At 53.2% G+C, this 22244-nt stretch carries 22 protein-coding genes; 11 read left to right on the plus strand and 11 right to left on the minus strand.

Annotated elements, in window-relative coordinates:
- Positions 1-20 precede the first annotated feature (20 nt).
- Positions 21-710 carry a porin family protein gene (locus VGN67_RS24335; protein WP_327490165.1) on the minus strand — a complete coding sequence of 230 codons (690 nt, stop codon included), beginning with the start codon at positions 708-710 and terminating at the stop codon, positions 21-23.
- A gap of 326 nt (positions 711-1036) precedes the next feature.
- Here VGN67_RS24335 and VGN67_RS24340 point away from each other — a divergent pair, with 326 nt between their 5' ends.
- The 4 genes from VGN67_RS24340 (at position 1037) to VGN67_RS24355 (ending at position 5595) form a co-directional block, all read left to right on the plus strand.
- Positions 1037-1864 (plus strand): lysophospholipid acyltransferase family protein, encoded by an 828-nt coding sequence (locus VGN67_RS24340; protein ID WP_327490167.1) that lies wholly within the window; start codon positions 1037-1039, stop codon positions 1862-1864.
- Between the two features lie 86 nt (positions 1865-1950).
- Positions 1951-2844, plus strand: a complete 894-nt coding sequence (locus tag VGN67_RS24345; protein ID WP_327490169.1) for a PIG-L deacetylase family protein — start codon at positions 1951-1953, stop codon at positions 2842-2844.
- 136 nt (positions 2845-2980) lie between these two features.
- Positions 2981-3445, plus strand: coding sequence for a (2Fe-2S)-binding protein (locus tag VGN67_RS24350; RefSeq protein WP_327490171.1), 465 nt, complete (start codon positions 2981-2983; stop codon positions 3443-3445).
- 2 nt (positions 3446-3447) lie between these two features.
- A complete protein-coding gene (locus VGN67_RS24355; RefSeq protein WP_327490173.1) occupies positions 3448-5595 on the plus strand; it encodes a xanthine dehydrogenase family protein molybdopterin-binding subunit in 2148 nt (715 codons plus the stop codon).
- Positions 5596-5673: 78 nt separating this feature from the next.
- On the opposite strand, the gene VGN67_RS24360 is transcribed toward VGN67_RS24355, so the two are convergent.
- Both VGN67_RS24360 and VGN67_RS24365 read right to left on the minus strand, forming a co-directional pair.
- A complete protein-coding gene (locus tag VGN67_RS24360; protein ID WP_327490175.1) occupies positions 5674-6360 on the minus strand; it encodes an MgtC/SapB family protein in 687 nt (228 codons plus the stop codon).
- A gap of 97 nt (positions 6361-6457) precedes the next feature.
- Positions 6458-6958, minus strand: coding sequence for a uracil-DNA glycosylase family protein (locus VGN67_RS24365; RefSeq protein ID WP_327490177.1), 501 nt, complete (start codon positions 6956-6958; stop codon positions 6458-6460).
- A 238-nt stretch (positions 6959-7196) separates the two neighbouring features.
- Between VGN67_RS24365 and VGN67_RS24370 the strand changes: the two genes are divergently transcribed.
- The 3 genes from VGN67_RS24370 (at position 7197) to VGN67_RS24380 (ending at position 10315) form a co-directional block, all read left to right on the plus strand.
- Positions 7197-8177, plus strand: coding sequence for an NAD(P)H-quinone oxidoreductase (locus VGN67_RS24370; protein ID WP_327490179.1), 981 nt, complete (start codon positions 7197-7199; stop codon positions 8175-8177).
- 66 nt (positions 8178-8243) lie between these two features.
- Complete coding sequence (locus VGN67_RS24375; protein WP_327490181.1) at positions 8244-9440, plus strand: M20 family metallopeptidase; 1197 nt, start codon at positions 8244-8246, stop codon at positions 9438-9440.
- A 2-nt stretch (positions 9441-9442) separates the two neighbouring features.
- Positions 9443-10315, plus strand: a complete 873-nt coding sequence (locus VGN67_RS24380; RefSeq protein WP_327490183.1) for a carboxypeptidase-like regulatory domain-containing protein — start codon at positions 9443-9445, stop codon at positions 10313-10315.
- A 2-nt stretch (positions 10316-10317) separates the two neighbouring features.
- Here the strand turns inward: VGN67_RS24380 and VGN67_RS24385 are convergent, their stop codons facing one another.
- The 3 genes from VGN67_RS24385 to VGN67_RS24395 form a co-directional block, all read right to left on the minus strand.
- A complete protein-coding gene (locus VGN67_RS24385) occupies positions 10318-13341 on the minus strand; it encodes a S8 family peptidase (RefSeq protein ID WP_327490185.1) in 3024 nt (1007 codons plus the stop codon).
- A gap of 165 nt (positions 13342-13506) precedes the next feature.
- Complete coding sequence (locus VGN67_RS24390; protein WP_327490187.1) at positions 13507-14283, minus strand: polyprenol monophosphomannose synthase; 777 nt, start codon at positions 14281-14283, stop codon at positions 13507-13509.
- A 110-nt stretch (positions 14284-14393) separates the two neighbouring features.
- Positions 14394-14765, minus strand: coding sequence for a DUF4296 domain-containing protein (locus VGN67_RS24395; protein ID WP_327490189.1), 372 nt, complete (start codon positions 14763-14765; stop codon positions 14394-14396).
- Positions 14766-14846: 81 nt separating this feature from the next.
- Between VGN67_RS24395 and VGN67_RS24400 the strand changes: the two genes are divergently transcribed.
- The 4 genes from VGN67_RS24400 to VGN67_RS24415 are packed head-to-tail and all read left to right on the plus strand — an operon-like array spanning position 14847 to position 18349.
- Positions 14847-15737, plus strand: coding sequence for a DUF58 domain-containing protein (locus VGN67_RS24400; protein WP_327490192.1), 891 nt, complete (start codon positions 14847-14849; stop codon positions 15735-15737).
- A gap of 60 nt (positions 15738-15797) precedes the next feature.
- A complete protein-coding gene (locus VGN67_RS24405) occupies positions 15798-16736 on the plus strand; it encodes a hypothetical protein (protein ID WP_327490194.1) in 939 nt (312 codons plus the stop codon).
- A gap of 9 nt (positions 16737-16745) precedes the next feature.
- On the plus strand, positions 16746-17771 hold the full coding sequence (locus tag VGN67_RS24410) for a VWA domain-containing protein (RefSeq protein ID WP_327490196.1): 1026 nt from the start codon (positions 16746-16748) through the stop codon (positions 17769-17771).
- A complete protein-coding gene (locus tag VGN67_RS24415; protein ID WP_327490198.1) occupies positions 17771-18349 on the plus strand; it encodes a ribonuclease HII in 579 nt (192 codons plus the stop codon). The genes VGN67_RS24410 and VGN67_RS24415 overlap by 1 nt, the downstream gene beginning before the upstream one ends.
- A 3-nt stretch (positions 18350-18352) precedes the next feature.
- Here VGN67_RS24415 and VGN67_RS24420 read toward each other — a convergent pair whose 3' ends face one another.
- The 5 genes from VGN67_RS24420 to rpmH form a co-directional block, all read right to left on the minus strand.
- Complete coding sequence (locus VGN67_RS24420; protein WP_327490200.1) at positions 18353-18877, minus strand: DUF2480 family protein; 525 nt, start codon at positions 18875-18877, stop codon at positions 18353-18355.
- A gap of 104 nt (positions 18878-18981) precedes the next feature.
- The gene (tsaB, locus tag VGN67_RS24425; protein ID WP_327490202.1) at positions 18982-19689 is read right to left on the minus strand and encodes a tRNA (adenosine(37)-N6)-threonylcarbamoyltransferase complex dimerization subunit type 1 TsaB; all 708 of its coding nucleotides are present in this window, start codon (positions 19687-19689) and stop codon (positions 18982-18984) included.
- Positions 19690-19793: 104 nt separating this feature from the next.
- Positions 19794-21449 (minus strand): S41 family peptidase, encoded by a 1656-nt coding sequence (locus VGN67_RS24430; RefSeq protein ID WP_327490204.1) that lies wholly within the window; start codon positions 21447-21449, stop codon positions 19794-19796.
- Between the two features lie 48 nt (positions 21450-21497).
- On the minus strand, positions 21498-21893 hold the full coding sequence (rnpA, locus tag VGN67_RS24435) for a ribonuclease P protein component (protein WP_327490206.1): 396 nt from the start codon (positions 21891-21893) through the stop codon (positions 21498-21500).
- Positions 21894-21907: 14 nt separating this feature from the next.
- A complete protein-coding gene (gene rpmH, locus VGN67_RS24440; protein ID WP_327490208.1) occupies positions 21908-22066 on the minus strand; it encodes a 50S ribosomal protein L34 in 159 nt (52 codons plus the stop codon).
- Between the last annotated feature and the right edge of the window lie 178 nt (positions 22067-22244).

The following is a 22244-nucleotide window of genomic DNA, read 5'->3' on the forward strand; positions in this document are numbered from 1 at the left end:
GAGGAGAGTTACAGGAATAGCTAAAAGGGTATTTTATAACCCAACGATACGCTCACGCCCTGATTTCGGGCATTGGCACGTACGACGGGGACATCTACCAGGCGGGTAAAGCCGTGCTGGTAGCGGGCTTCGGCCATTAGTTCACCGGCTCCGGCTTTTACACTAAGGCCCGCTCCGGCTACGGCACTAAACTCAAAGCGCTGGTAATTAATGGCATCCAGGTTTACATTGGTACGAATAGGTCGGAACTCAAGCAAGGCCTGCGGGTGGGTAACCAGCCGGGCACTGGTCGCGTATCCAACGCTGGGACCGGCAATGGCGTACAGCCTGGCTCCCTCACCCCCGGTAGATAGTTTAAGAAGTACCGGCGTTTCTACGTAATTGACCCGGTACGCCGAGCGCAAGCCCAGTGGAATCGGGATACCGCCCATGTTCATATTGGTACCTTCTTTCATCTGAAAACCTTTCTGCTGAAAAGTTACTTCCGGCCGTAGGGCTAGGTAGTCAGAGAATTGGTATTCGGCAAAAACCGCCGCGCTGGCACCCGGCGACCACCGGAAGTCGGGAGTAACGGAAGTTATGAGTTCGGGCTGGGTAACGGTACCCGTATAGGCACCACCCCGTACACCTACCGACCACTGGGCCGATGCGAAACTAACGGAGAGCAAACAAGCAAGGGACGTGAGAAAAAACCAACGGGTCGTTTTCATAGTAGTAGGTAAAAGGTAAAAAAATAGAAGTTGAAAACGTACACGTGGGCATAGGCAAATCGTTCGGTGTTGAGTAGGTTTGTTCCGGGTCTATGACAATTGAAAGTAAGAATCCCCTGCACGGCATTATAAAAATAGTCTTTGCTGCGGAATCTGACCTTTGGACACGGGCCGCCGGAAAGAGTTTAATGCCTCTCCCGATAAAAATAAAAAATAGGCAACCCGGCTCATCTAGTACCTGGTTTATAGGCCTTTGAATTGCAAACCTGAAAGTAATGTAAAGGAGCTGTTGTCCTTTTCTTATTATTGTAGAAGAATACCCCACTATGCCTTCAGAAAAATCGACATACAGTGCCTTACCGCGTTGGTTAGCCAGGTTAGACTTCCTGGGTATCTTTGAAAAAGATCCCTTTGGTAACTGGATGATCGTGAAGCGCTTCCTGATTATGCTGATTGGGTGGTTTACCTACTACCGCTTCACGGCGGTGAACAAAATCCGGATCAGGGGTACCGAACACCTGCACAACCTCCCCGACCACGGGGTACTCTTCCTCTCCAACCACCAAACCTATTTTGCCGATGTAATCGCTTTTTATCACATTTTTTGCGCGGTTAAATGGGGCTATAAGGATACCATTTCGCCGCCATTTTACCTGTTTTCGCCGCGGGCACGCAGCTACTACGTGGCCGCTTCCGAAACAATGAAAGAAGGCGGAATTCTGCCCCGGCTGTTCAGTATGGGCGGTGCCATTACCGTAGACCGCTCGTGGCGGGCCAAGGGCGAAAATGTGCAGCGGGGCCTGGACAATTCAGCTCAGGACAAAATCGGGATGGGCCTGGGGCACGGCTGGGTAGTGAGTTTTCCGCAGGGTACCACCAAGCCCTATGCACCCATACGGAAGGGGACGGCCTACCTTATCAAGGAGCACCAGCCCGTAGTGGTACCCGTTGTGATTAATGGCTTTCGCCGCGCTTTTGATAAAAAAGGGTTACGCTTTAAAAAACGGAATACGACCATTACGGTCGAGTTTAAGCCCCCCATGTACTTCTCGCCCGACGAGGACGTAGACAGTATGATAGCCCGCGTTACGGCGGCTATTGAGCAGGAAGTACCTAAGGAAAAACTGACCTGGCTACGGGAAGGAGAAGAGTAGCCCGAAGCCCGCCGAAATACGCCCGCTGGTGGGTAACTTCTGGGTGCCTTCTGCTTTTAGTAGCGAGTACACCAGTTTTTATCCCTATGAATCGTCTCCATATTCTGCTTCTTCTGGCCCTGTCTGCTTTTAGTAGCGAAGCCCTGGCCCAGTCAACCACCCAAAAGCCACTGCGTATTATTGCCTTTGGCGCCCACCCCGACGACTGCGAACTAAAAGCCGCGGGGGTAGCGGCCCTGTGGGCTAAGCAAGGTCATAAAGTAAAGTTTGTAAGCATGACCAACGGCGACATTGGCCACTTTGCGGAAGCGGGTGCGCCGCTGGCGCTTCGGCGGACCGCCGAAGTACAGGCCTGCGCTCGCGAACTAGGTATTGAAACCGAAGTACTTGATATTCACGACGGCGAACTGATGCCCACGCTTGAGAACCGCAAAACCGTGGCGCGCCTGATTCGGGAGTGGCAGGCAGATATCGTACTTTTTCACCGTCCTTACGACTACCACGCCGACCACCGCTATACCGGCGTGCTGGTGCAGGATGCGGCCGTTATTGTAGCCGCGGCTTTCTTTACCCCTGATACGCCTCCTACCGCCAAGAACCCCGTATTCATGTACTACTCCGATGGTTTCCAGAAGCCTTATCCGTTTGAACCTACCATCGTGGTAGGGATTGATGAGGTAGCCGACCAGAAGCGCAACTGTCTGCTGGCTATACCTTCTCAGTTTGCCGATAAAGACTCCTGGCAGGGACGTACCCTGCCCAACGTACCGGCGGGCGATAAGGAGCGGCAGGAGTATATTATAAGTACCCTGATGAAGCGCAATGCCGACGTAGCCGACCGCTACCGGAGCCGCCTTACGGAGCTCTACGGTGCCGAGCGGGCCAAAAAAATCAAGTACGCCGAAGCCTTTGAATTGTGTCAGTATGGAAGTCAGCCCAGTCTGGAGGAACTAAAAAAGCTGTTTCCGGCTTCTCGTTAAAGTATGCAGGTACCTACGGGTCATAAATCAATAGTTGACTAAAATAATACTTCTAAATTGTTTTCTTACAGTCTTTTATAGATTAAGTACATTATTCTTTTTAATTTAGCTATTAAAACCAAAACACCTATAACCAATGGCCCTTTACAAGCTGCAAATCAATGGTCGGAGCTACCAGGCCGACGTGGAGCCCGATACCCCCTTGCTGTGGGTCCTTCGTGACAACCTGGGGTTGGTCGGTACCAAGTACGGCTGCGGCATAGCCCAGTGTGGAGCGTGTACAGTCCACGTCAACGGCGAAGCGACGCGTTCCTGCGTTATGCCTGTTTCCGCAATCGGAACCTCAAAAGTGACCACCATCGAAGGGCTTTCTGCCGAAGGCAATCACCCGGTACAACAGGCATGGGACGAAGTGGATGTACCGCAGTGCGGGTACTGTCAGGCTGGTCAGATCATGACCGCTGCTGCGTTGCTTAAGCGTAACGCCAAACCAAATAACGATGAAATTGACGCGGCCATGTCCGGGAATATCTGCCGCTGTGGAACCTACCACCGCATTCGCGAAGCCGTGAAAGTAGCCTCCACCAAAACTGCTAAATAGCCATGTCTATACTACCCAATACGAACCGACGTGATTTTATGAAGCTGGCCGCCTCGGCTGGTGGTGGCCTGTTGCTGGGCTTCAACTGGCTGGGTGCCGGTACTGCGAATGCTGCTGTGGTAGATGAAGCCGCTGTAGCCGCCGGAAGCCTGGAATTCAACAGTTTTTTGTCCATCGCTCCCGACGGTACCATAACTATCTTTTCTCCTAATCCCGAAGTAGGTCAGGGTATCAAAACCGCCTTTCCGCTCATCGTAGCCGAGGAACTTGACGTAGACTGGACCAGGGTGAAGGTCGTGCAGGCGCCCCTGGACACCAAGAAATTTGAGCGGCAGGTGGCCGGAGGCAGCGGCTCTATTCCGCACTCGTGGGACCGCCTGCGTACGGCCGGTGCTACCGCCCGCCTGATGCTCGTGGAAGCCGCCGCCAACCGCTGGAAGGTACCGGCTAGTGAGCTTACTACCGACAAAGGTGTAGTGACTCACAAAGGTTCGGGCCGCAAGCTCAGCTACGGCGACCTGGCGCAGGATGCTTCGCGGCTCACGGCTCCCAAAGATGTAAAGCTGAAAGACGCCAAAGATTATAAGCTAATTGGGCAGTCCATTAAAAATGTGGATAACAAGCCTATCCTGACCGGAGAGCCGCTGTTCGGCCTTGACTTCTACCGTGAAGGAATGCTGTTTGCTATGGTACAGCGCCCCGAGGCTTTTGGATTGAAAATAAAGTCCGTGGATGCGGCGGCGGCCAAGGCCATGCCGGGTATCGTGGACGTAGTACAGTTTAAGAACAACGTGGCCGTGGTAGGTAAGTCGACCTGGCAGGTTAAAAAAGCCCGGGAGGCCCTGAAAGTAGAATACGAGAAAGACGGAGATCTGGAAAGTAGCTCTGACCATAACCGCATTTTCTCTGAATTAATGGACAGCCCCAATGCCACCGTTCGCCGGAAGGATGGCGACGTGGAGGCTGCCTTCAAAAAAGCCGCTAAGGTAGTAAAGAGCGAATACCAGTGCCCGTTCCTGCCGCACAGCCCGCTGGAACCGATGAACTTCTTCGCGCACGTCCGTCCGGATGGTGCGGAGCTGGTAGGCCCCACCCAGACACCCGAGCGCGCCCGTAACGAAGCCGCCAAGTTTTTGGGAATGCCGCCCGAAAAGGTGACCGTAGAAATGACCCGTATGGGGGGAGGCTTCGGCCGCCGCCTGGCCGCTGACTATGTCATGGATGCCGTAGAGGTATCAAGCCTGGTAAAAGCGCCGGTAAAAGTTATCTGGACCCGCGAGGACGACATGACCGGCGGTAACTACCGTCCGGCGGTGCGGTACCGCTTTGAAGCGGCGCTGGATGCGCAGGGGAACATGATCGGTTATAAGTTGCGCGGCGTAGGTATCAATGCCGGTAACCCGACCCGCGAAGACAACTTCCCGGCCGCCGCCGTGGATAACCTGCTCATTGATTCTTTTGATCACAAATCACCCATCACTACGGGTCCCTGGCGCGCGCCCATTACCAACTTCCTGGCCTTCGCGGAGCAGTCGTTCCTGGATGAAGTAGCCCAGGCCGCTGGTAAAGATCCCGTTCAGTTCCGGATCGACCTGCTGGAAAAAGCCAAGAAGTCACCCGCCGGAGAGGTGAAGTACGACATTGACCGGATGATAGCCGTTACCAAACTTGCCGCTGAAAAAGCCGACTGGGGTAAGAAAAAGGGCGTTTCGCAGGGCTTTAGCCTGTACTTCTCGCACCGTTCTTACGTGGCGCAAATCGGCGAAGTAGTTATGCAGAAGGGCAAGCCGGTAGTCAAGAAGATCTATGCCGCCGCTGACTGTGGAGTAGTTATCAACCAAAGCGGTGCCCGCCAGCAGATTATGGGCGGTATTGTGGATGGTATGGGCCACGCCATGTACGGCAACATGACCTTCAAAAACGGTGCGCCCGAGCAGGAAAACTTCAACACCTATAAGCTGATTCGCCTGAATGAGATACCCGAGATAGAGGTCTTCTTTGTAGACAATGGCATTGCCCCGACCGGTCTGGGCGAGCCTGCCCTGCCACCCACTGGTGCTGCCGTAGCCAATGCGCTGTTCAAAGCTACCAACAAGCGGCTGCGCAATCAGCCGTTTGTGGAGGAGGACGCCTATAAGAGCATTCTGTAAATAGTATTATCAAAAAGCATAAGCACCCGGCATCAATCTGATGTCGGGTGCTTATGCTTTAAAGCCTTTGTACTTTCACTAAGCATTTTTATTCCAGAATATATCCTTTATTTTTTTCTCTTCCTGTAGGGTATTAAGGACATGGAGTATGTTGTTGCCCTTTCTGCCACGGACTTTAAGGTACACCGCCGAGTCTTCATTTTCCTTCTCCACCGACAGGTTTAGTATCTCTATCTTCTCATTTTCCATAATGCGTTTGGCTATTGCCAGGGAGTCCGAATGGGTAGAGGTAAGGATCTTGATAGTTTGATCCTGGTATTTCTTCAAAAACTTTTCCTGAATGTACTGCATAACCCAGAGGATGAATACAGCAATGACCGTGGTAAGAACAGCCGCAAAGTACATGCCTGAGCCGGTAGCCAGGCCCACTGCCGCTACGGCCCACAATCCGGAGGCGGTAGTAAGCCCCCGTACTTCCTGATTGCGAAGAAACATAATAGTACCTGCTCCCAGAAAACCAATACCGCTGATAACGCCCGATGCAATGCGCGAAGGGTCCAGTTCCACATTATCATGGCCCAGTCCGTCGCTGAACCCAAACGTGGATACCAGCATAGCCAGGGTAGCGCCTACGCATACCATCATGTGGGTACGTAGTCCGGCGGCCCAGTCTTTTCGCTCCCTTTCCAGTCCTACAATACCACCCAGTAAAGCGGCTAACAGGAGACGAGCAGCAATCTCTTCCCAGGAAATTGAGGGTACCATTTTCTTCTGGATTGATGGATGAGTACTTGTGCCAATGAATGCACCAAAACTATACCAGAGGGTACTGATACTGGTTAGGGGCGGCTACGGCTTGTTCTCAGGCCATCAGAATGCCTTGGATTCGTTCCTGTAGTACCGGTACTACCTCCTGCTCAAACCAAAGGTTGCGGCGAAGCCAGAAGTCGTTGCGGGGGGATGGGTGAGGTAAGGGAATGTACTCCGGCAAATAGTCGGCGTAGCCCTGTACCGTGTCGGTAAGAGTAGGCCTGGTATGCTCCCGGAGGTAGTAGCGCTGAGCGTACAGGCCGATAAGCAGGGTGAGCTGTACCTGCTCCATCTTTTGCCACAGCGGGGCGTGCCAGCGGGGGGCACACTCCGGGCGCGGTGGCAGATCACCAGACTTCCCTTTCCCAGGATAGCAAAAACCCATGGGTACTATGGCAAATTTCTTTTCGTCGTAAAAAGTATCCGCGTCTACCCCCAGCCACCCGCGCAACCGCTTTCCGCTGGCATCATTCCAGGGAATCCCGCTGCGATGTACTTTGGTCCCGGGCGCTTGTCCTATGACAACAATCTGTGCCTGTGGATGGGCTGCCACTATGGGTCGGGGCCCCAGCTGCAGGCTGGTCTGGCAGAGCGTACAGCTCCTTATTTCCTGTAGGAGTTCTTTTATTTGAATGGTAAACGCAGCATATAACTTTTTTATTCACTCCCAAAATTGCTAACCTTGTTGTACTGTAAAATGTATACTTAATAATGTAGAGTGAAAGCATAAAGCTTACTGCTTATAGCCTACCGCCTTTAAAACCTACTACCTAACGCCTAACTACCTACCTATGCAGGCAATACTACTGAAAGAACCCGGCGGTGCCGACCAGCTCTACCTGGGAGAGTGGGCTACGCCCCATCCGGAGGCCCGGGAGGTACTTATTCGGGTACATGCTACCGCCCTTAACCGCGCCGACCTCCTGCAGCGTGAAGGTAAGTACCCTCCACCGGCGGGAGCCAGTCCTCTGCTGGGCCTGGAAGTGGCTGGTGTGGTAGAGGCGGTGGGAGAAAGCGTTGCCCGCTGGCAGGTGGGTGACCGGGTGTTTGGGTTGCTGCCGGGCGGCGGCTACGCGCAGTACGCTGTCATGCACGAAGACATGGCCATGCCTATACCAGGCATCTGGAACTTCGTGGATGCGGCCGCGGTACCTGAGGTATTTCTAACGGCCTTCCAGGCTCTCAACTGGATTGCTTACGTACAGCCGGGCGAAACGGTGTTGCTACACGCCGGAGCCAGTGGCGTAGGAACGGCGGCGATCCAACTGGCACATGCCATGGGAGCCGATATAATCGTAACCGGCTCAGCAAGTAAACACGATCTGTGCCGACAACTGGGGGCAACGCATGCTATCGATTACCGCAAAGGCCCTTTTCTGGATGAGCTTTTGTCACTTACCAATGGAAATGGGGTAGATGTCATTGTTGATCCGGTGGGGGGCGACTACTTCACCCAAAACTTAAAAGCCCTGAAGCTTGATGGGCGTTTGATCATGCTGGCCGTGATGGGAGGGGCCAAAGTGCCGGAAGTCAACTTGGGACCTATCCTATTCAAACGGTTGCAGATAGTAGGCTCAACGCTACGCTCCAGGTCACGGGAGTACCAGATACGGCTCACAGAAGACTTTGTTGATTTTGCTTACGACAGGTTTCAGAGTGGCATGTTAAAGCCGGTTATTGATACGGTTTTTGACTGGCAGGATGTAGCCGAGGCGCATCGCTACATGGAGGACAACCGGAACACGGGTAAGATCGTACTAAGGATAGGGTAGGTGTGAATCCCGCGGCCAACGGATTTCTTTATATATTTACCCTTACTAAAAATCTGATACTAACCTATGTCTGACCTTCACCAGAAAATAAAATCACTTGCCCGCGAGTACGTGGCGGACGTAACAGCCCACCGTCACCACCTGCATAAAAATCCTGAGCTATCATTCAACGAACATAAAACCGCCCGCTTCGTAGCTGATCAACTTAAAGCCCTGGGTCTGCAACCGCAGGAGGGGGTAGCGGGTACCGGCGTGGTGGCCCTGATCGAGGGGCGTAATCCCTCCAGCCGGGTAGTGGGGCTGCGGGCCGATATGGACGCGCTGCCCATCCACGAAGCCAACGAAGTACCTTATAAGTCGCAGGTACCGGGTGTCATGCACGCCTGCGGGCACGATGTACATACTTCTTCCCTGCTGGGTACGGCCCGTATCTTACAGCAGTTGCGGGGGGAGTTTGAAGGTACGGTAAAGCTGGTATTCCAGCCGGCCGAGGAAAAAGCTCCCGGTGGGGCATCTCTGATGATTAAGGAAGGGGTACTGGACAATCCTAAACCGGCCAGTATGGTAGGACAGCACGTAGCGCCTAACGTGCCGGTGGGTAAAATCGGCTTCCGCGAAGGCATGTACATGGCCAGCACCGACGAACTATACCTGACCGTAAAGGGCAAAGGCGGACACGGTGCCATGCCCGATCAGCTCATTGATCCGGTACTGATAGCCTCCCATATTATCGTAGCCCTGCAGCAGATCATCAGCCGCCACCGCAAACCGGCCAATCCGTCGGTACTTTCCTTTGGTCGCTTTATCGCCGATGGCGTAACCAATGTCATTCCTAATGAGGTGACGATTCAGGGTACCTGGCGGTGTATGGATGAAGAGTGGCGAGAGGAAGGTTTGCGCAAAATGAAAAAAATGGCCGAAGGCATGGCTGATGCCATGGGTGGAAGCTGTGAGTTTGAGATAGTAAAAGGCTATCCTTTCCTGAAAAATCATCCCGAACTAACCCGCCGCATGAAATCCGCCGCCGTGGAGTACATGGGCGCTGAGAATGTGGTAGACCTGGACCTCTGGATGGCGGGTGAAGACTTTGCTTTTTATTCGCAGGTAGTAGATGCCTGTTTCTACCGCCTGGGTACCCGCAACGAAGCCCGTGGTATCGTGTCCGGAGTACATACGCCCACTTTTGATATTGACGAAGCCGCCCTCGAAATCGGGCCGGGGCTCATGAGCTGGCTGGCTCTTCGCGAACTTAATCAACGGTAGGGATGAGGAGTCGTTGGAGGCTGTACTGGCTCTGTTTTCTGGTGTCGGGTACGGCGCTGGGACAGTCGGTTCAGGGGCGGGTTGTGAATGATATAACCTATGCTCCGGTGGCCTACGCCCTGGTCACTAACAGTACCGCCACTACCGGCGTCTACACCGACACCAGCGGACTATTCCGCTGGCCGGGCGCGCGGGAAGCGCTGGTCATTGCGGCACCCGGCTATGAGACAAAGCAAGTACAAACCTACAGCCCGGGCACCCTGCTGGTGGTATCGCTGGTTGAGAAACCGCTTGTGCTGAAAGAGATACCCGTACCTACCAACCGGAGTCCGGCGGTGGTACAAAAGGGAGCCTGGCGCAAGCGCCCGAGGGGTTATGTCAGCTCCTGCGAAGCGCACCAGCCCCGGGAAGTGGCCCTGTTTATTCCCAACGAAAAGCAGGAAACGGGCATTCTGAGGAAGGTGTCTTTTTACGTTTCTTCCCAGGGAAAACAAGGGGCACCAGTCCGCGTGCGGGTATATAAAAATAACAACGGAGAACCGGGAGAAGACCTGCTGGACGAAAACGTGGTAACCACACCCCGCCGCCGGTGGTACCGCTGGAAGGAGGTACCTGTTGGGCGGTATAATTTGCCCGTACCCCAGGAAGGCTTTTTTGTAGCCCTGGAATGGCTCCATACGGCAGACAGCAACTACGAAAATCCCGCCGGAGTAAAATGCTTTGGGCAAGTCTTGGGTACGACCGACGAGTTTACCAGCTGCCGGGGGTGGTACCGTACCAACGGCGGCAGCTGGAATCAGGCCGGATGCCAGACCGGCGGGGCTGGCCAGACCACCAGTCCTATGATACGGGTGGAGTGGCTGCGCTACCGGTAGCCTTACTGTTTTATAAAGGCCTTTGTAACGGGCTGCTGGCCAATCATGATTTGTATAATATAAGTACCGGGCGGTAGGCGGTCCAGGTCGAACCGGGTATCCAGGTAGTCCTGATTGGGTACGAGTGCCCTGGTCTGGAGTGCCTGCCCCCGGGTGTTCAGCAGGGTTGCCTTCACATTGGATGCAAGTGCCGGCGGCTGTCGCAGCGTAACCACCAGTTCCTGCCGGGTCGGATTAGGATAAAGTACCAGCGCGCGTAGCGAATCCGGCCGGGTACTACTCCCGGCGACGCTGGGTAGGTTAAGCAGGATGCCATTGATCGATACGGTAATTGGTTTTGATTCTACCTCACAGCCTTTGTTGCGGATATTTACTTTAAAAATTCCCCGGTCTTTTACAACCAGCAGCGGGTTGGTGGCACCTTTTATGGCTTCATTGTCGCGGTACCACTGGTAAAGGTTTCCGCTGGCGAAGCTGGCCTGTAGCGGCAGGCTGTCACCCACGGCCAGTTGTACGACGGCCGGGGCGGAAATCGTAGCCATCAGGTTTACTTTTTCGACCAGGACCTCCGCCGACTTTACCCGGCATTCCCCGTTTCTGACTTCTACCGAATACACACCCGGACTGGCAGCCGCATAGGAAGTAGTAGTAGGCGTAACTGCCAGCGGGCTACCGTTCAGGTACCAGGTATAGGTACAGTTTTCCTGCGGCTTAACCGATAGTAGAGCCGGGCTATCATTGCAGATAGAGGCCCCGGTGGCGGGAGTCAGGGCCGCTGTAACGGGGGTTAACTGTACTTCAGCGGGAGGAGAAACGGTCGTACAGGTACCATCGCTGATCTGCAACTGGTAACTACCCGTTTCCTTTGCTTGCCATTGGGGCGTGATGGCGCCCGCAATGGGCTGCTTGTTGAGCAGCCATTGGTAGGTAAAACCCGTACCCTTGTTGGCCGAAAGCAGCAGACCGTTGCTGTTACAAACCACCGACTTACCCGCCGGATCAATACGTGCGAACAGGACGGAGGCCCGAACCGTGACGGGCCTGGAAGTAGTGGTACAGCCAGCGCCCAGCACCTTTACCGAATAACTACCGGGCTTGTTCACCTCCAGCTGGCGGTCGGTTCCTTTTTTTATGCTACTTCCGTTAAAAAACCATTCGTAGGTAAAGTCACCTCCGGCCTGGGCGGCCAGCACTACCGTACTACCGGGACACAGGGTAGTTTCGGTGGCTGGCCCCAGTGAAGCTGCCAGCTCGCAATCGGGTTGAGAAACGCCGCTTACAATCAGGGAAAAAGGTTGCCGGCCATTTTTTAAAGTACCCTTATGGGTAATGCCAATGGTATAGGTACGGCCTTTGACCGGAGCCGCAATGTACACCTGCTCTACGTTGTCACGGAAATTGTTGCCGCGTCGGGCTTCTTTTTGGGGCTGGGCCGGGTCAAGTACCCACGGCTGCGTGGAAGCTGCGTCACCAGTCACCAGCAGGTCCAGATCGTTGATAAGCTTGGGGGTCGGGTTATTGACAGTACTTTTATTGACCGGTGTGGGCGTGCCTTCGGGGTCGGTCCAGCAGATGGTAACGACCAGGGGTTCATTACCCGAAGCAACCACCTGGCGGGTAAAGGTAGCGGACTGGTTCAGCAGGCTCTGGTCGACCAAGTAGCCACCGCCCTGGTTCAGGATTGCTTTTGCGGCTTTTTCGGCGTTGAGCAGGCCCCAGCCATACTCGTAGCCGGGAGCGGTTTTCCCGGTAGGCTTGTCGGCCGTGTGCAGTACCAGCCCTTTCAGGGTAGAAGAAAGCATAAAAGCCTGGTGTTGCTGATAGTACAGTTCCTGGAGCAGAAACAGGGTGCCCGTTACGTTTGCACTGGCCATGGAGGTACCTGAGTAATAGCCGTAGGCGTCATCCGCCGTACCCAGGGTAGACAGCACATTGGTACCAATGCCCAGCAAATCGGGTTTGATACGCCCGTCGTCGGTAGGTCCCCAGCCACTGTAGCCGGCCAGTTCAAAGGTAGTATCCCGGATACCGGCCGCTCCTACGGTTAGTACATTTTTGGCCAAAGCTTCCCCCGGAATTACATCATACCCATCGTTACGGCTGCGGGCGAGGGTGCTGGTTTCGTCGGTATCGCGCAGGTAGTAGGGCGTACCGGCCGGCGGACCGGTTTCGCCCCGCTTGTTGTCGGCCGACCGCACCATCAGGTAATAGGGGTAATTGTACAAAATACGGTCGGCGTCACTCACGGTCTGATCATAAAAACCAAAGCGGTAGTCCTCGTCGGACTTGACAGAAGGAGTTCCCCACCATTCCCATTTCGAGTCATTGGTGGTGCCGGGCCGGGCCGGGTTAAGTACCCAGCCCGCTACGGGTCCGTAGGCGTGGTTGGAAAGTAGCAGGTCCGGTGCCTGACTGATTACTTCGCTCAGGTCATTGGTAAAATCCCAGACCTTCAGTTGAGCGCCAAATGCCATACCGCGCGCTTCTTCGTAGGTACCCCGGGCCACCAGGGTTCCGGCCATGTGGGTAGCGTGGTCATTGACCGCATATTTGACCGGTTCATTCAGGAAAATTTTTCCACTGAGTTCGCGGTGGGTGGCGCGCACTTCACCTCCATCCCAGAGCGCCATTTTGCCCCGTAATGCTGGGTTGCTGCCGTTGAGGTTCAGGCCCAGCGAACCCCCACTGTATAAGGCATCTGTATGGGTACCAATGGAGGCGGCAGTACTGTGTACCGCGTAATAAACCGGCTGCCCGAGCGCGTCGGTATGCTGCAGGCGCATGGCGCGGCCCGGCCCCAGGGGGCGGGAGAGGGGCCAGTTATTGTGCCGGGCCAGCCGCAGGGTGTTGATGTAAGAAGGGGTAGTAAGGTCGGTGCGGTGGAGTGAATAGGTGCGCGAAGTATCAGCAGCAGGCTGGGCGGTAGCAGGGGGTACTATACTAATTACGGCTAAAATACCAGCACAAAGCCCCGTCAGGAGCCGGTGTAGTAGCTGAACCGGTACAAGTGTGTATAGTAACGTCATGCCTGGGGTAAAGGCTTTTCCTGTAAAGGTACTCTTTGCAACCAAAATTGAGCAGTCTTTACCGTTCCCAAGCAAATTTCCTGCCGCAGACCGCCACCTTATACAACAAAAAAAACCAGTGAGGGTTTATCTCACTGGTTTTAAAAGAGGTACTTATAGGGGTAGCTATTCCAGAACGGGTACTTCCGAAACCTTCCTTTTAGGAGGGGTGTTCGGAATATAACTCTTGAAAAAGCTGCCGATTTTCAGACTGATTACGCCGAATATCGCTTCCTTGAATATACCACTGGACATCTTGGAAGTACCTTTAGTACGGTCGGTAAATATGATAGGTACCTCCTTGAGGCTGAAACCGAACTTCCAGGCGTCAAACTTCATTTCAATCTGGAAGGCGTAGCCAATAAACCGGATGCGGTCCAGCTCAATGCTCCGGAGTACGTGGCTCCGGTAACAGATAAAACCGGCCGTCGGGTCCATAACGGGCATACCGGTAATAAACCGAACGTAGTAGCCCGCGAAGTACGACATAAGTACCCGGCCAATGGGCCAGTTTACCACGTTAACGCCTTTGATGTACCTCGACCCGATGGCTACATCATGGCCCTCGTGGTGACAGGCGTCGTAAAGGCGTTCCAGATCATCGGGATTATGCGAAAAATCGGCGTCCATTTCAAACAGGTACTCGTACCCTCGGTCCAGGGCCCACTGGAACCCCCGGATATAGGCAGTGCCCAGGCCCAGCTTGCCTTTTCTTTCCATGAGGTGCAGGCGGGTTTCATATTCATCCTGCAGTTCTTTTACTTTCAGGGCAGTACCATCCGGCGAACCGTCGTCCACGATGAGTACATGAAAGGGATGAGTTAACGAAAAGACCTTTCTGATGATCGCTTCGATATTCTCAATTTCATTAAAGGTAGGTATGATTACAATAGAGTGGTTCACGGCTTTTACTTTGTTTTAAGTACTATAGAGAGCGTGGTAATCTCTTTTTCTAATATTCTAACATATTCTTTTTTAAAAACGATTCAGGAGTTACAGAAAATAGGCTAAAGCTACAGCTTGATGTTGTTTTTCTTTTCCCGCGCCTCAATATTTTTCAGCACCTGTTCATAAATGCGGGTCATGTAGCTGGGGTGGGTCGTATAAAAAGCGTAGCTCTCCTTGTAACGCAGCGTATCTACCTGATGCTTTTTCCAGATTTGGTTCTGGAGCTGGTTAAAAACCATCGTGGAGGAGTCCAGAGACTGGAGCTGCATGCGGGACACCCGCGCTTCTGCCAGGTGCACATCGGCCAGTATGGCGGCCATTTTTTTTTCCGGAATAATATTCTGCGGAGGTTTCTCTTCCGACTCACACGCCAGCAGCACCAGAAACAGACCCATACCGGCCAGAACCCGAACTGGTAAAAAATGGAATAGACGCATGATCTTTACAAATTAGCTATCTTTGTTTACATCGCTCAACGCTGCAAAGGTCGTGATTCTTTTGCAGAACCTGTATTTAATATGTTTGAACAGTTTTTGACAAAACTCCGTAAGTACGAGATCCGCATGCGCAAGGCCGTTAACAGCGAGCGCCACGGTAACTTCCACTCGGTATTTAAGGGTTCGGGTCTGGAGTTTGATGACCTGCGGCTTTACCAGTACGGCGACGACGTGCGGGCTATTGACTGGAATACCTCGGCCAAAGGACACGGTACTTATATCAAGATATTCAAGGAAGAAAAAGAACAGACGGTATTTTTTATGGTGGATGTAAGCGCCTCGCAGGAAGTAGGCGATGCGGCCCGCCTCAAGATAGACGCAGCCAAGGAAATATGCGGCGTACTGACACTGGCCGCTATCCGGGAGGCCAGCCGGGTCGGGCTGCTTTGCTTTACCGACCAGAAAGAAAGGTACGTACGCCCCTCCGACGGCATGAAGCACGGCTATGGTCTGATTTCGGAACTTTTCAAGCTCAGTCCGCAGTCGTTCCGTACCAACCTGGCGGAGGCCATCCTGCTGGCATTGAATGTACTAAAACGGCGAAGCCTGGTGTTTTTAATTTCTGATTTTATTGATTCCGACTATGAGCACAATCTCAAAGCGCTGGCTCGTAAGCACGACCTGGTGGTGATACATGTACATGACCAGCGGGAGACTAACCTGCCTAAGCTGGGTATACTTCCTGTTTATGACGCGGAGCGGCAAAGCATGGTGTGGGTTAATACCTCTTCGTCGCGGTACCGGGTTGGCATGCGGGAGCGCTACGTCAGCCGTCGGCAGGAGCTGGAGCGGCTTTGCCGGCAAAATAAAGCCGATTACCTCTCCCTCGACGCCCGCGAAGACTACGTACCGGCTCTGATACGTTTATTCAGGGTCAGGCGTTACGTCAAGGGAGGCACTCCCAACACCTGAGGCCCGACAGTACTTAGAACCCTTCTATCCATTAATTATAGAGTTAAATTGCTGTTTTTTTTGCATAAAATACGCGTCTGGTTTTTCCCTATTGGCCTGGTCATCGGGTTGCTGATCGTTCCCGTAGCCTGGGGGCAAGAGCCGCCAGTCCGGCCACGGGGGCAGTTTCTGACCGACAGCATCCGGGTAGGTAAGCCATTCTCCTACGCGCTCAGCTACCGGCACGACCCGGCCCGGGAAGTATTTTTTCCAGACACTACTTTCAGCTTTGCTCCTTTTGAAATAATTAGTCAGGAGTACTTCATCACCCAAACCGACGAGCGGGGCAGCCTGGACAGTACCATTTACCGGCTGGTGTCTTTTGAAGTAGTACCGGCCCAGACGCTGGCTCTGCCGGTGTTTGTTGTGAGCACCCCCACCGACTGCACTGCCGTATTTGCTGCTCCTGATACGGTACATATGCGCCTGCTCACCGCCGCCGACCGCAACGCTATCCTGACGCTGCGGCCCGAAACCCGGGTGTTGCCCCTGCGTCGGCAGTTTAATTATTCGGTATTTCTGAGCGTAGTGGTCTCGGTGGTGGGCCTTAGCCTGCTTTTGTACTGGCTGTTTGGCCGCAGTATCAACCGGCAGTGGAAGATGTTTCAGCTGCAGCGGCGGCACCGGGAGTTTGTCCGTACCTTTAACCGGCTCAACCGCAACGCCCGCGAACGCAGTAGCGTTTCAGACGCTGAAAAGGCGGTGATTGTGTGGAAAAAGTACCTTGAGCGTATTGAGCAAAAGCCTTTTGCTACCTATACCACGCGCGAAATTCTGGACAATATCCCGGACGAACCCCTGGCCGACGCCCTGAAAGACATTGACGGGACCATTTACGGGCAGGTAAAATCAAAGAATATGGATGTATCACTGCAGGTACTCCGAACGGTGGCGCTGCGGGCTTACCGCCTCCGCAGGCGGGAAATAGCCCGCGAGGGAAAAGAAGTGGTAGCAGAATAAAACAGGACTATGGAGCAGCAATGGTTTTCGTTTGAATGGTTCGGCTGGAATACCCTGCGGTCGTTTCATTGGGAGTACCCCTACTTTCTGTACGCGATTCCGGCGATACCCCTGCTGCTATGGCTGCGTTACCTTTTTCACCGGGGTGCCCGCCAGCACCTGGCCATGCCCTACGAGGCCACGGCTACTGCTGAAGACTGGCTTACCCGGCTGCGGTACGTGCAGCCGGTGGCCGTGGTACTGGCGCTTACCATGGTACTGGTGTCGCTGGCCCGCCCCCAGGTTATCACCGAACGCACCGACCGCTACTCCGAGGGAATTGATATTATGCTGCTGCTGGATATATCCGACTCCATGCTGGAAAAAGACCTGGAACCCAACCGGCTGGTGGCGGCCAAAAAGGTGGCGCGGGACTTTATACAGGGGCGCCTGCACGACCGGATTGGCCTGATTATTTTTGCGGGAGAAGCTTTTTCCCTGTGTCCGCTTACAACCGACTACCAACTCCTGTACTCTTTTCTGGATGATATTAATTCCACTATGATCCGGACCGCCGGAACCGCCATTGGGAGCGCCCTGGCCGTAACCGTGAACCGCATGCGTGAGTCCGGCAGTGACAGCAAGGTCGCTATCTTAATCAGCGATGGGGACAACACGACCGGCAATCTGGACCCGCTGACGGCCGCCCGGCTGGCTAAGGCTTTTGGGGTGCGTATCTATACGATTGCGGTGGGGCAGGTAGCCCGACGACCCACCCGTGAAGACTCTCTCCGAACTCTCAATGCCCAGGTAGATGAAAGTGTACTGCTGCGAATTGCCGCCGCGGCGGACGGAAAATACTTTCGGGCTGCTGATACCAGTGCTCTCAGCCGTGTATTTGCCCAGATAAACCAATTGGAAAAAGTTAAGTTCCGCAATGTCATGTACCGGGAAGTAAAAGATTACTACCGGGTATATTTGTACTGGGCGGTGCTATTCCTGCTGGTGGCGCTGGCAGCCAAAAGTACCTTTATGGCTAATATTCTGGAAGACTAATGTTACGATCGTACTACAATCAGCATACCATAGAAGCCGGACTGGATGAGGTGGGCCGCGGCTGCCTGGCGGGTCCGGTGGTGGCGGCGGCAGTTATACTTCCCGCTGACTATACCCACCCGCTGCTGAATGACTCCAAGCAGCTTACCAAAGCGCAGCGGGAAATCCTACAGAAAGAAATTGTGGCTGACGCCGTAGCCTGGGCCGTAGCGGAAGTTTGTAATGTTCAAATTGATGAAATAAATATCCTGAAGGCCAGCTTTCTGGCCATGCACCGGGCGGTGGACCAGTTAAAGGTGCGCCCCGAGCACCTGCTGGTAGACGGCAACCGGTTTGTGCCTTACCCCATGGTTCCGCACACCTGCATTGTGAAGGGAGACGCTCACTACCTTTCCATAGCAGCGGCATCAGTACTGGCCAAAACCTACCGCGATGACCTGATGGAACGGCTGGCGGTTGAGTTTCCTTACTACGGCTGGGAGCATAACGTAGGTTATCCCACGCCCCACCATCGTCGGGCTATTCAGGAGCATGGTCCCTGCCCTTTCCACCGTATGAGTTTCCGGCTGGTCAGGTAGTCCTTATTTTACCGCATTTTTCGGCTTTTTGTACAACGGAACGGTACTGCATGGTTCGCCAAACATCAGGCTTTGTACCACGGGTTTCAGGAGCCGCGAAATCTCGGCGTAGGCCGAAATGGGTACCGGATGCTTGCTGCAGCCTTTCACTACAACGCGTTTATCCCGAAAATCTTCGATGTTTACTTTGGCAATAGCATCGTAATATAATTTATCTTCCAGGGCCGACAGGTCACCGTACACAATAGTGTTAGCATAAGGCTCCAGGTGCAGCGCCAGCAGCATAAACGCCCAGGTAGGTACTATGGCGTCTTCGGTGCAGGTAATAGCTACGTTTTTGCCCTGGTACTGGCTCCAGTCGTGGGACTTAAGAAACTCCCTGAAGTCTTTCTCGCGTAAAATTAATCCCTGAAAAAGATTGTCCTTTAGGTCATATACCACGCGCTCTCCGGGGTGAAAGTACGCTTCCAGGTCAAAGGAGATCAGGCCGCTGTTGGCTACCCGGTTTACTATTTCTTCTGTTTCCATATACTATTAATAGGGTAATCAGGTCGGGAAGAATACAGGAAGGTACTTCCGGGTACTACTTACCAACCTGCTTTTCTAACGCAGACTGTCCCTGAAATGTTCGCCTATTCCTGCGTAGAGGGAGTAGGTACTTTTTTCCGGGGCTGAGTAGACATAAAATCTTTGAGATAGTAGGGTTCAAAGGTAGCTATATCTTCAAACTGCCCTTTCCGGAAAGCCTCGGTAGCCAGCTGGCCCACGGTTCGGGCCGAAGGCTCTACCAAAGAAGATAGAAAGCGGGCATTCGGATGCGTACCTAACAGCGGTTTGCATTTGCCAGCGCCGTCACCAAAAAAAACCACGGGCCTGGTACTTAGCAGTTCGGCCAGGGAGTCCGGCTGAACTATAAGCGCCTGCGTAGGCCGGACGGGAGCAAGGTTATAATCAAATACGGCGCAGTATACCTCCATCCGGCGGGCATCAATCATGGGACACAGCAGTACATCTTCGGTATAAAAACCCTGCATCTGGGCGGCCATGGCCTCGAGCGTATTAATGGCGATCAGTGGCTTGTCCAGCGCGTAGCAAAGTCCCTTGGCGGTCGATACACCCACGCGCAGGCCGGTATAAGAGCCGGGGCCTTTGGCTACGGCCACTGCATCCAGGTCAGGCAGGCTAAAACCGGCGTGTTCGACGGCACTCTGCATGAGGGTAGTCAGCATGGACGAAGAGGAGCGGTCGGTGTTCAGCTCGTACGACAGCAGGAGGCTTCCGTCCCGATGAAGAGCTACTGAGCAGCCGCGCGTGGAGGTATCAATACTTAAGATGAGCATGGGAAGTAGTAAGTGTCGGGCGGTGGTACTAAAAAGTTCACAACATAACCGCCCCGAACAGGACAGCCATGTTGTGAACCCGGTACTTCAATGGTTTGGAACTACTACTTCTTCCCTTTCAGGATTTGCTGGTAGCGGTTCATGTCTTTAAACAATTCCAGAGCGGCTTTTACCTCAATGTCTTTGCTGAACGAAGCTTCTTTCATTCCTTTTTCAAGGTAATAATGCTTCACGATTTCGTCTTCCAGCAGGTTTTTAATTTCAGTCTTCCGAAGCTGCAGGTCGTTTTCCTTGTTATGAGATAGTTTGGCCTTAAGCGCTTTCAGCTGATCCTGAATCAAATCCATCGACTGTTCCTTCTTGGCCGAAGCCTCCAGATCATTAAGGTCTTTCTCAACCTGCGTAGTGTAGTCGTAGTCTTTATCTTTCAACCACTTCACAAACTCCTGATAGTCGGCATCGGTGAGGCTAAAATCTCTGGCTGATTTTACGGTAGGATGCTCATAGTGGTACTTTACGGCGTAATCGAACAGGAGGCGCTTGCGGGCCAGCGACACGGCCAGCGGAGAGTACCCATCTTTATCCGTAACAATATCCGGCAGAATTCCCCCTCCATCGTACACAGTGCGGCCACTGCGGGTAGTAAAGGCCGTCATCAGGGAGTCAGGTACCTTGCCCACGCTGCCATCTTCGTTGCGGTGGCTGTAATCAATGGCCTGGATGCACCGCCCGCTGGGGATATAGTACTTAGCCGTCGTAATTTTCATTTTAGTATTGTAGGAAAGGTCGCGGGTAGTCTGCACCAGCCCCTTACCGTAGGTACGCTGACCAATCAGTACGCCCCGGTCGTAATCCTGAATCACACCGGCCACAATCTCGGCGGCGGAGGCACTGCGGTTGTTGGTCAATACTACGATGGGAATTTCGGTGTCCAGAGCCGGATTATAAGCCGAGTACGTTTTGTTCCACTCCGTTACCTTGCCTTTGGTAGATACTACTTCTTCTCCCTTTGGAATAAATACATTGGATATTTCAATGGCCATGTTGAGTAGTCCGCCCGGATTTTCGCGCAAATCCAGTACTACCTTTTTCATGCCTTTTCCTTTCAGTTCCTGAAAAGCATTGCGTACTTCGCGGGAAGCCGTAGCCGTAAAATCTTTCAGGTCAATGTAGCCTACTTCGTCGTTGATCATGCCGTAGTAAGGTACATTGGTCACCTTGACAATGTCACGATTAACGGTTAGTTCAATGGGGTTTTTCTGACCGTACCTCTTTATCGTTAGTTTGGTGCTGCTGCCGGTCTGGCCGCGCAGGAGCTTACTGGGGTCTGATTCGGTGCGGGTAGCAAGGTCGATCCCGTCAATTTTTATAATTTCGTCTCCGAGCTGAAGGCCGGCTTTCTGGGCGGGAGTATCTTCGTAGACCATCATGACCACGTGCTTTCCGTTGGTAGTACTGACCATAGCCCCAATACCGTTATACTTGCCGGTGGTCATGGTCATATAGTCCTCGATATCGTCTTCGGCGTAGTAAACCGTGTAGGGGTCGAGCTGCCGCAGCATGGCGTCAATACTTGACTTGATCAGGTGATTGGGATTGACATCGTCCACGTAGTAGGCGTTCAGCTCTTTGAACAACGTAGCGTAAATATCCAGGTTTCGCGCTATTTCAAACAGACGGTCGTCTTGCCGAAACGAAAAAAAGGCCAGGCCCGCCACGACAGGAATGGCAAGCCAGAAAGAACGGAAGTATTTCTTCATGATACAGTAAATTTCAACTACTACAGGTGTGACTCACTATTCCAGCTACTACGAAGCAGGGGACGCTTTGCTCATGCGTGTCAGTAATTGACGCATGGCTTTCTCCATAACGTCGTAATTTGCTTTTTCTTTTGCAAGATACAAAAAAGCGATGTAAGCCGGACGGGTTGGGGCCGGTAGCTGAAGTAAAATAGTTTTGTTGAGGCGGTAGGCTTCGCGGCAGCGACGGCGGATCAGGTTGCGATCAACGGCTTTTTTGAACTGGCGGCGCGAAATAGAAAACAGGACCTGAGGCAGGGCCGGAGGGGAATCGGGCTCGTAGAGATAGAGCACCCGAAAAGGAAAGAGGTAGAACGTGTGCACATCCGTACTACCTCTTTTAAAGAGCCGCTCAATGGTATGATGGCTACTTAGTCGTTCATCTTTGCTAAACGTTTGGCTCAAGCCCAAAACGCTTTTTACTGCTTATGACGCTTTTCGTCAGATACGGTCAGTTTCCAGCGACCTTTTTTACGACGGGCAGCCACAACTTTGCGACCGTTAGCCGAGGACATCCGCTCGCGGAATCCGTGCTTGTTTCTTCTCTTGCGATTCGAAGGTTGGTACGTACGTTTCATCTCAATTCCTAAATTATAGCGCTATAAAATCTACTGTTCTTAATTTGGGCTTGCAAAGGTATAAAAAGTTATGTCTGAAGACAAGGAACGCTCTGATTTTTATCTGTATTGTTTTGAAGGGCAGCCGGGAAGCCGCCGACTGTGCCACCAGCCGTGCCACCGTTGCAACGGTGGCACG

This window comes from Telluribacter sp. (assembly GCF_035998675.1).
GTDB lineage: Bacteria > Bacteroidota > Bacteroidia > Cytophagales > Spirosomataceae > Telluribacter.

Excerpts from the sequence above, each read along its gene's own strand:
- VGN67_RS24340 (WP_327490167.1), top strand. The coding sequence starts at position 1,037 with ATGCCTTCAGAAAAATCGACATACAGTGCCTTACCGCGTTGGTTAGCC.
- VGN67_RS24415 (WP_327490198.1), top strand. The coding sequence starts at position 17,771 with ATGTTACGATCGTACTACAATCAGCATACCATAGAAGCCGGACTGGAT.
- VGN67_RS24420 (WP_327490200.1), bottom strand. The coding sequence starts at position 18,877 with ATGGAAACAGAAGAAATAGTAAACCGGGTAGCCAACAGCGGCCTGATC.
- VGN67_RS24360 (WP_327490175.1), bottom strand. The coding sequence starts at position 6,360 with ATGGTACCCTCAATTTCCTGGGAAGAGATTGCTGCTCGTCTCCTGTTA.
- VGN67_RS24335 (WP_327490165.1), bottom strand. The coding sequence starts at position 710 with ATGAAAACGACCCGTTGGTTTTTTCTCACGTCCCTTGCTTGTTTGCTC.
- VGN67_RS24345 (WP_327490169.1), top strand. The coding sequence starts at position 1,951 with ATGAATCGTCTCCATATTCTGCTTCTTCTGGCCCTGTCTGCTTTTAGT.
- rpmH (WP_327490208.1), bottom strand. The coding sequence starts at position 22,066 with ATGAAACGTACGTACCAACCTTCGAATCGCAAGAGAAGAAACAAGCAC.
- VGN67_RS24395 (WP_327490189.1), bottom strand. The coding sequence starts at position 14,765 with ATGCGTCTATTCCATTTTTTACCAGTTCGGGTTCTGGCCGGTATGGGT.
- VGN67_RS24385 (WP_327490185.1), bottom strand. The coding sequence starts at position 13,341 with ATGACGTTACTATACACACTTGTACCGGTTCAGCTACTACACCGGCTC.
- VGN67_RS24355 (WP_327490173.1), top strand. The coding sequence starts at position 3,448 with ATGTCTATACTACCCAATACGAACCGACGTGATTTTATGAAGCTGGCC.
- VGN67_RS24350 (WP_327490171.1), top strand. The coding sequence starts at position 2,981 with ATGGCCCTTTACAAGCTGCAAATCAATGGTCGGAGCTACCAGGCCGAC.
- VGN67_RS24410 (WP_327490196.1), top strand. The coding sequence starts at position 16,746 with ATGGAGCAGCAATGGTTTTCGTTTGAATGGTTCGGCTGGAATACCCTG.
- VGN67_RS24380 (WP_327490183.1), top strand. The coding sequence starts at position 9,443 with ATGAGGAGTCGTTGGAGGCTGTACTGGCTCTGTTTTCTGGTGTCGGGT.
- VGN67_RS24375 (WP_327490181.1), top strand. The coding sequence starts at position 8,244 with ATGTCTGACCTTCACCAGAAAATAAAATCACTTGCCCGCGAGTACGTG.
- VGN67_RS24400 (WP_327490192.1), top strand. The coding sequence starts at position 14,847 with ATGTTTGAACAGTTTTTGACAAAACTCCGTAAGTACGAGATCCGCATG.
- VGN67_RS24430 (WP_327490204.1), bottom strand. The coding sequence starts at position 21,449 with ATGAAGAAATACTTCCGTTCTTTCTGGCTTGCCATTCCTGTCGTGGCG.
- VGN67_RS24370 (WP_327490179.1), top strand. The coding sequence starts at position 7,197 with ATGCAGGCAATACTACTGAAAGAACCCGGCGGTGCCGACCAGCTCTAC.
- tsaB (WP_327490202.1), bottom strand. The coding sequence starts at position 19,689 with ATGCTCATCTTAAGTATTGATACCTCCACGCGCGGCTGCTCAGTAGCT.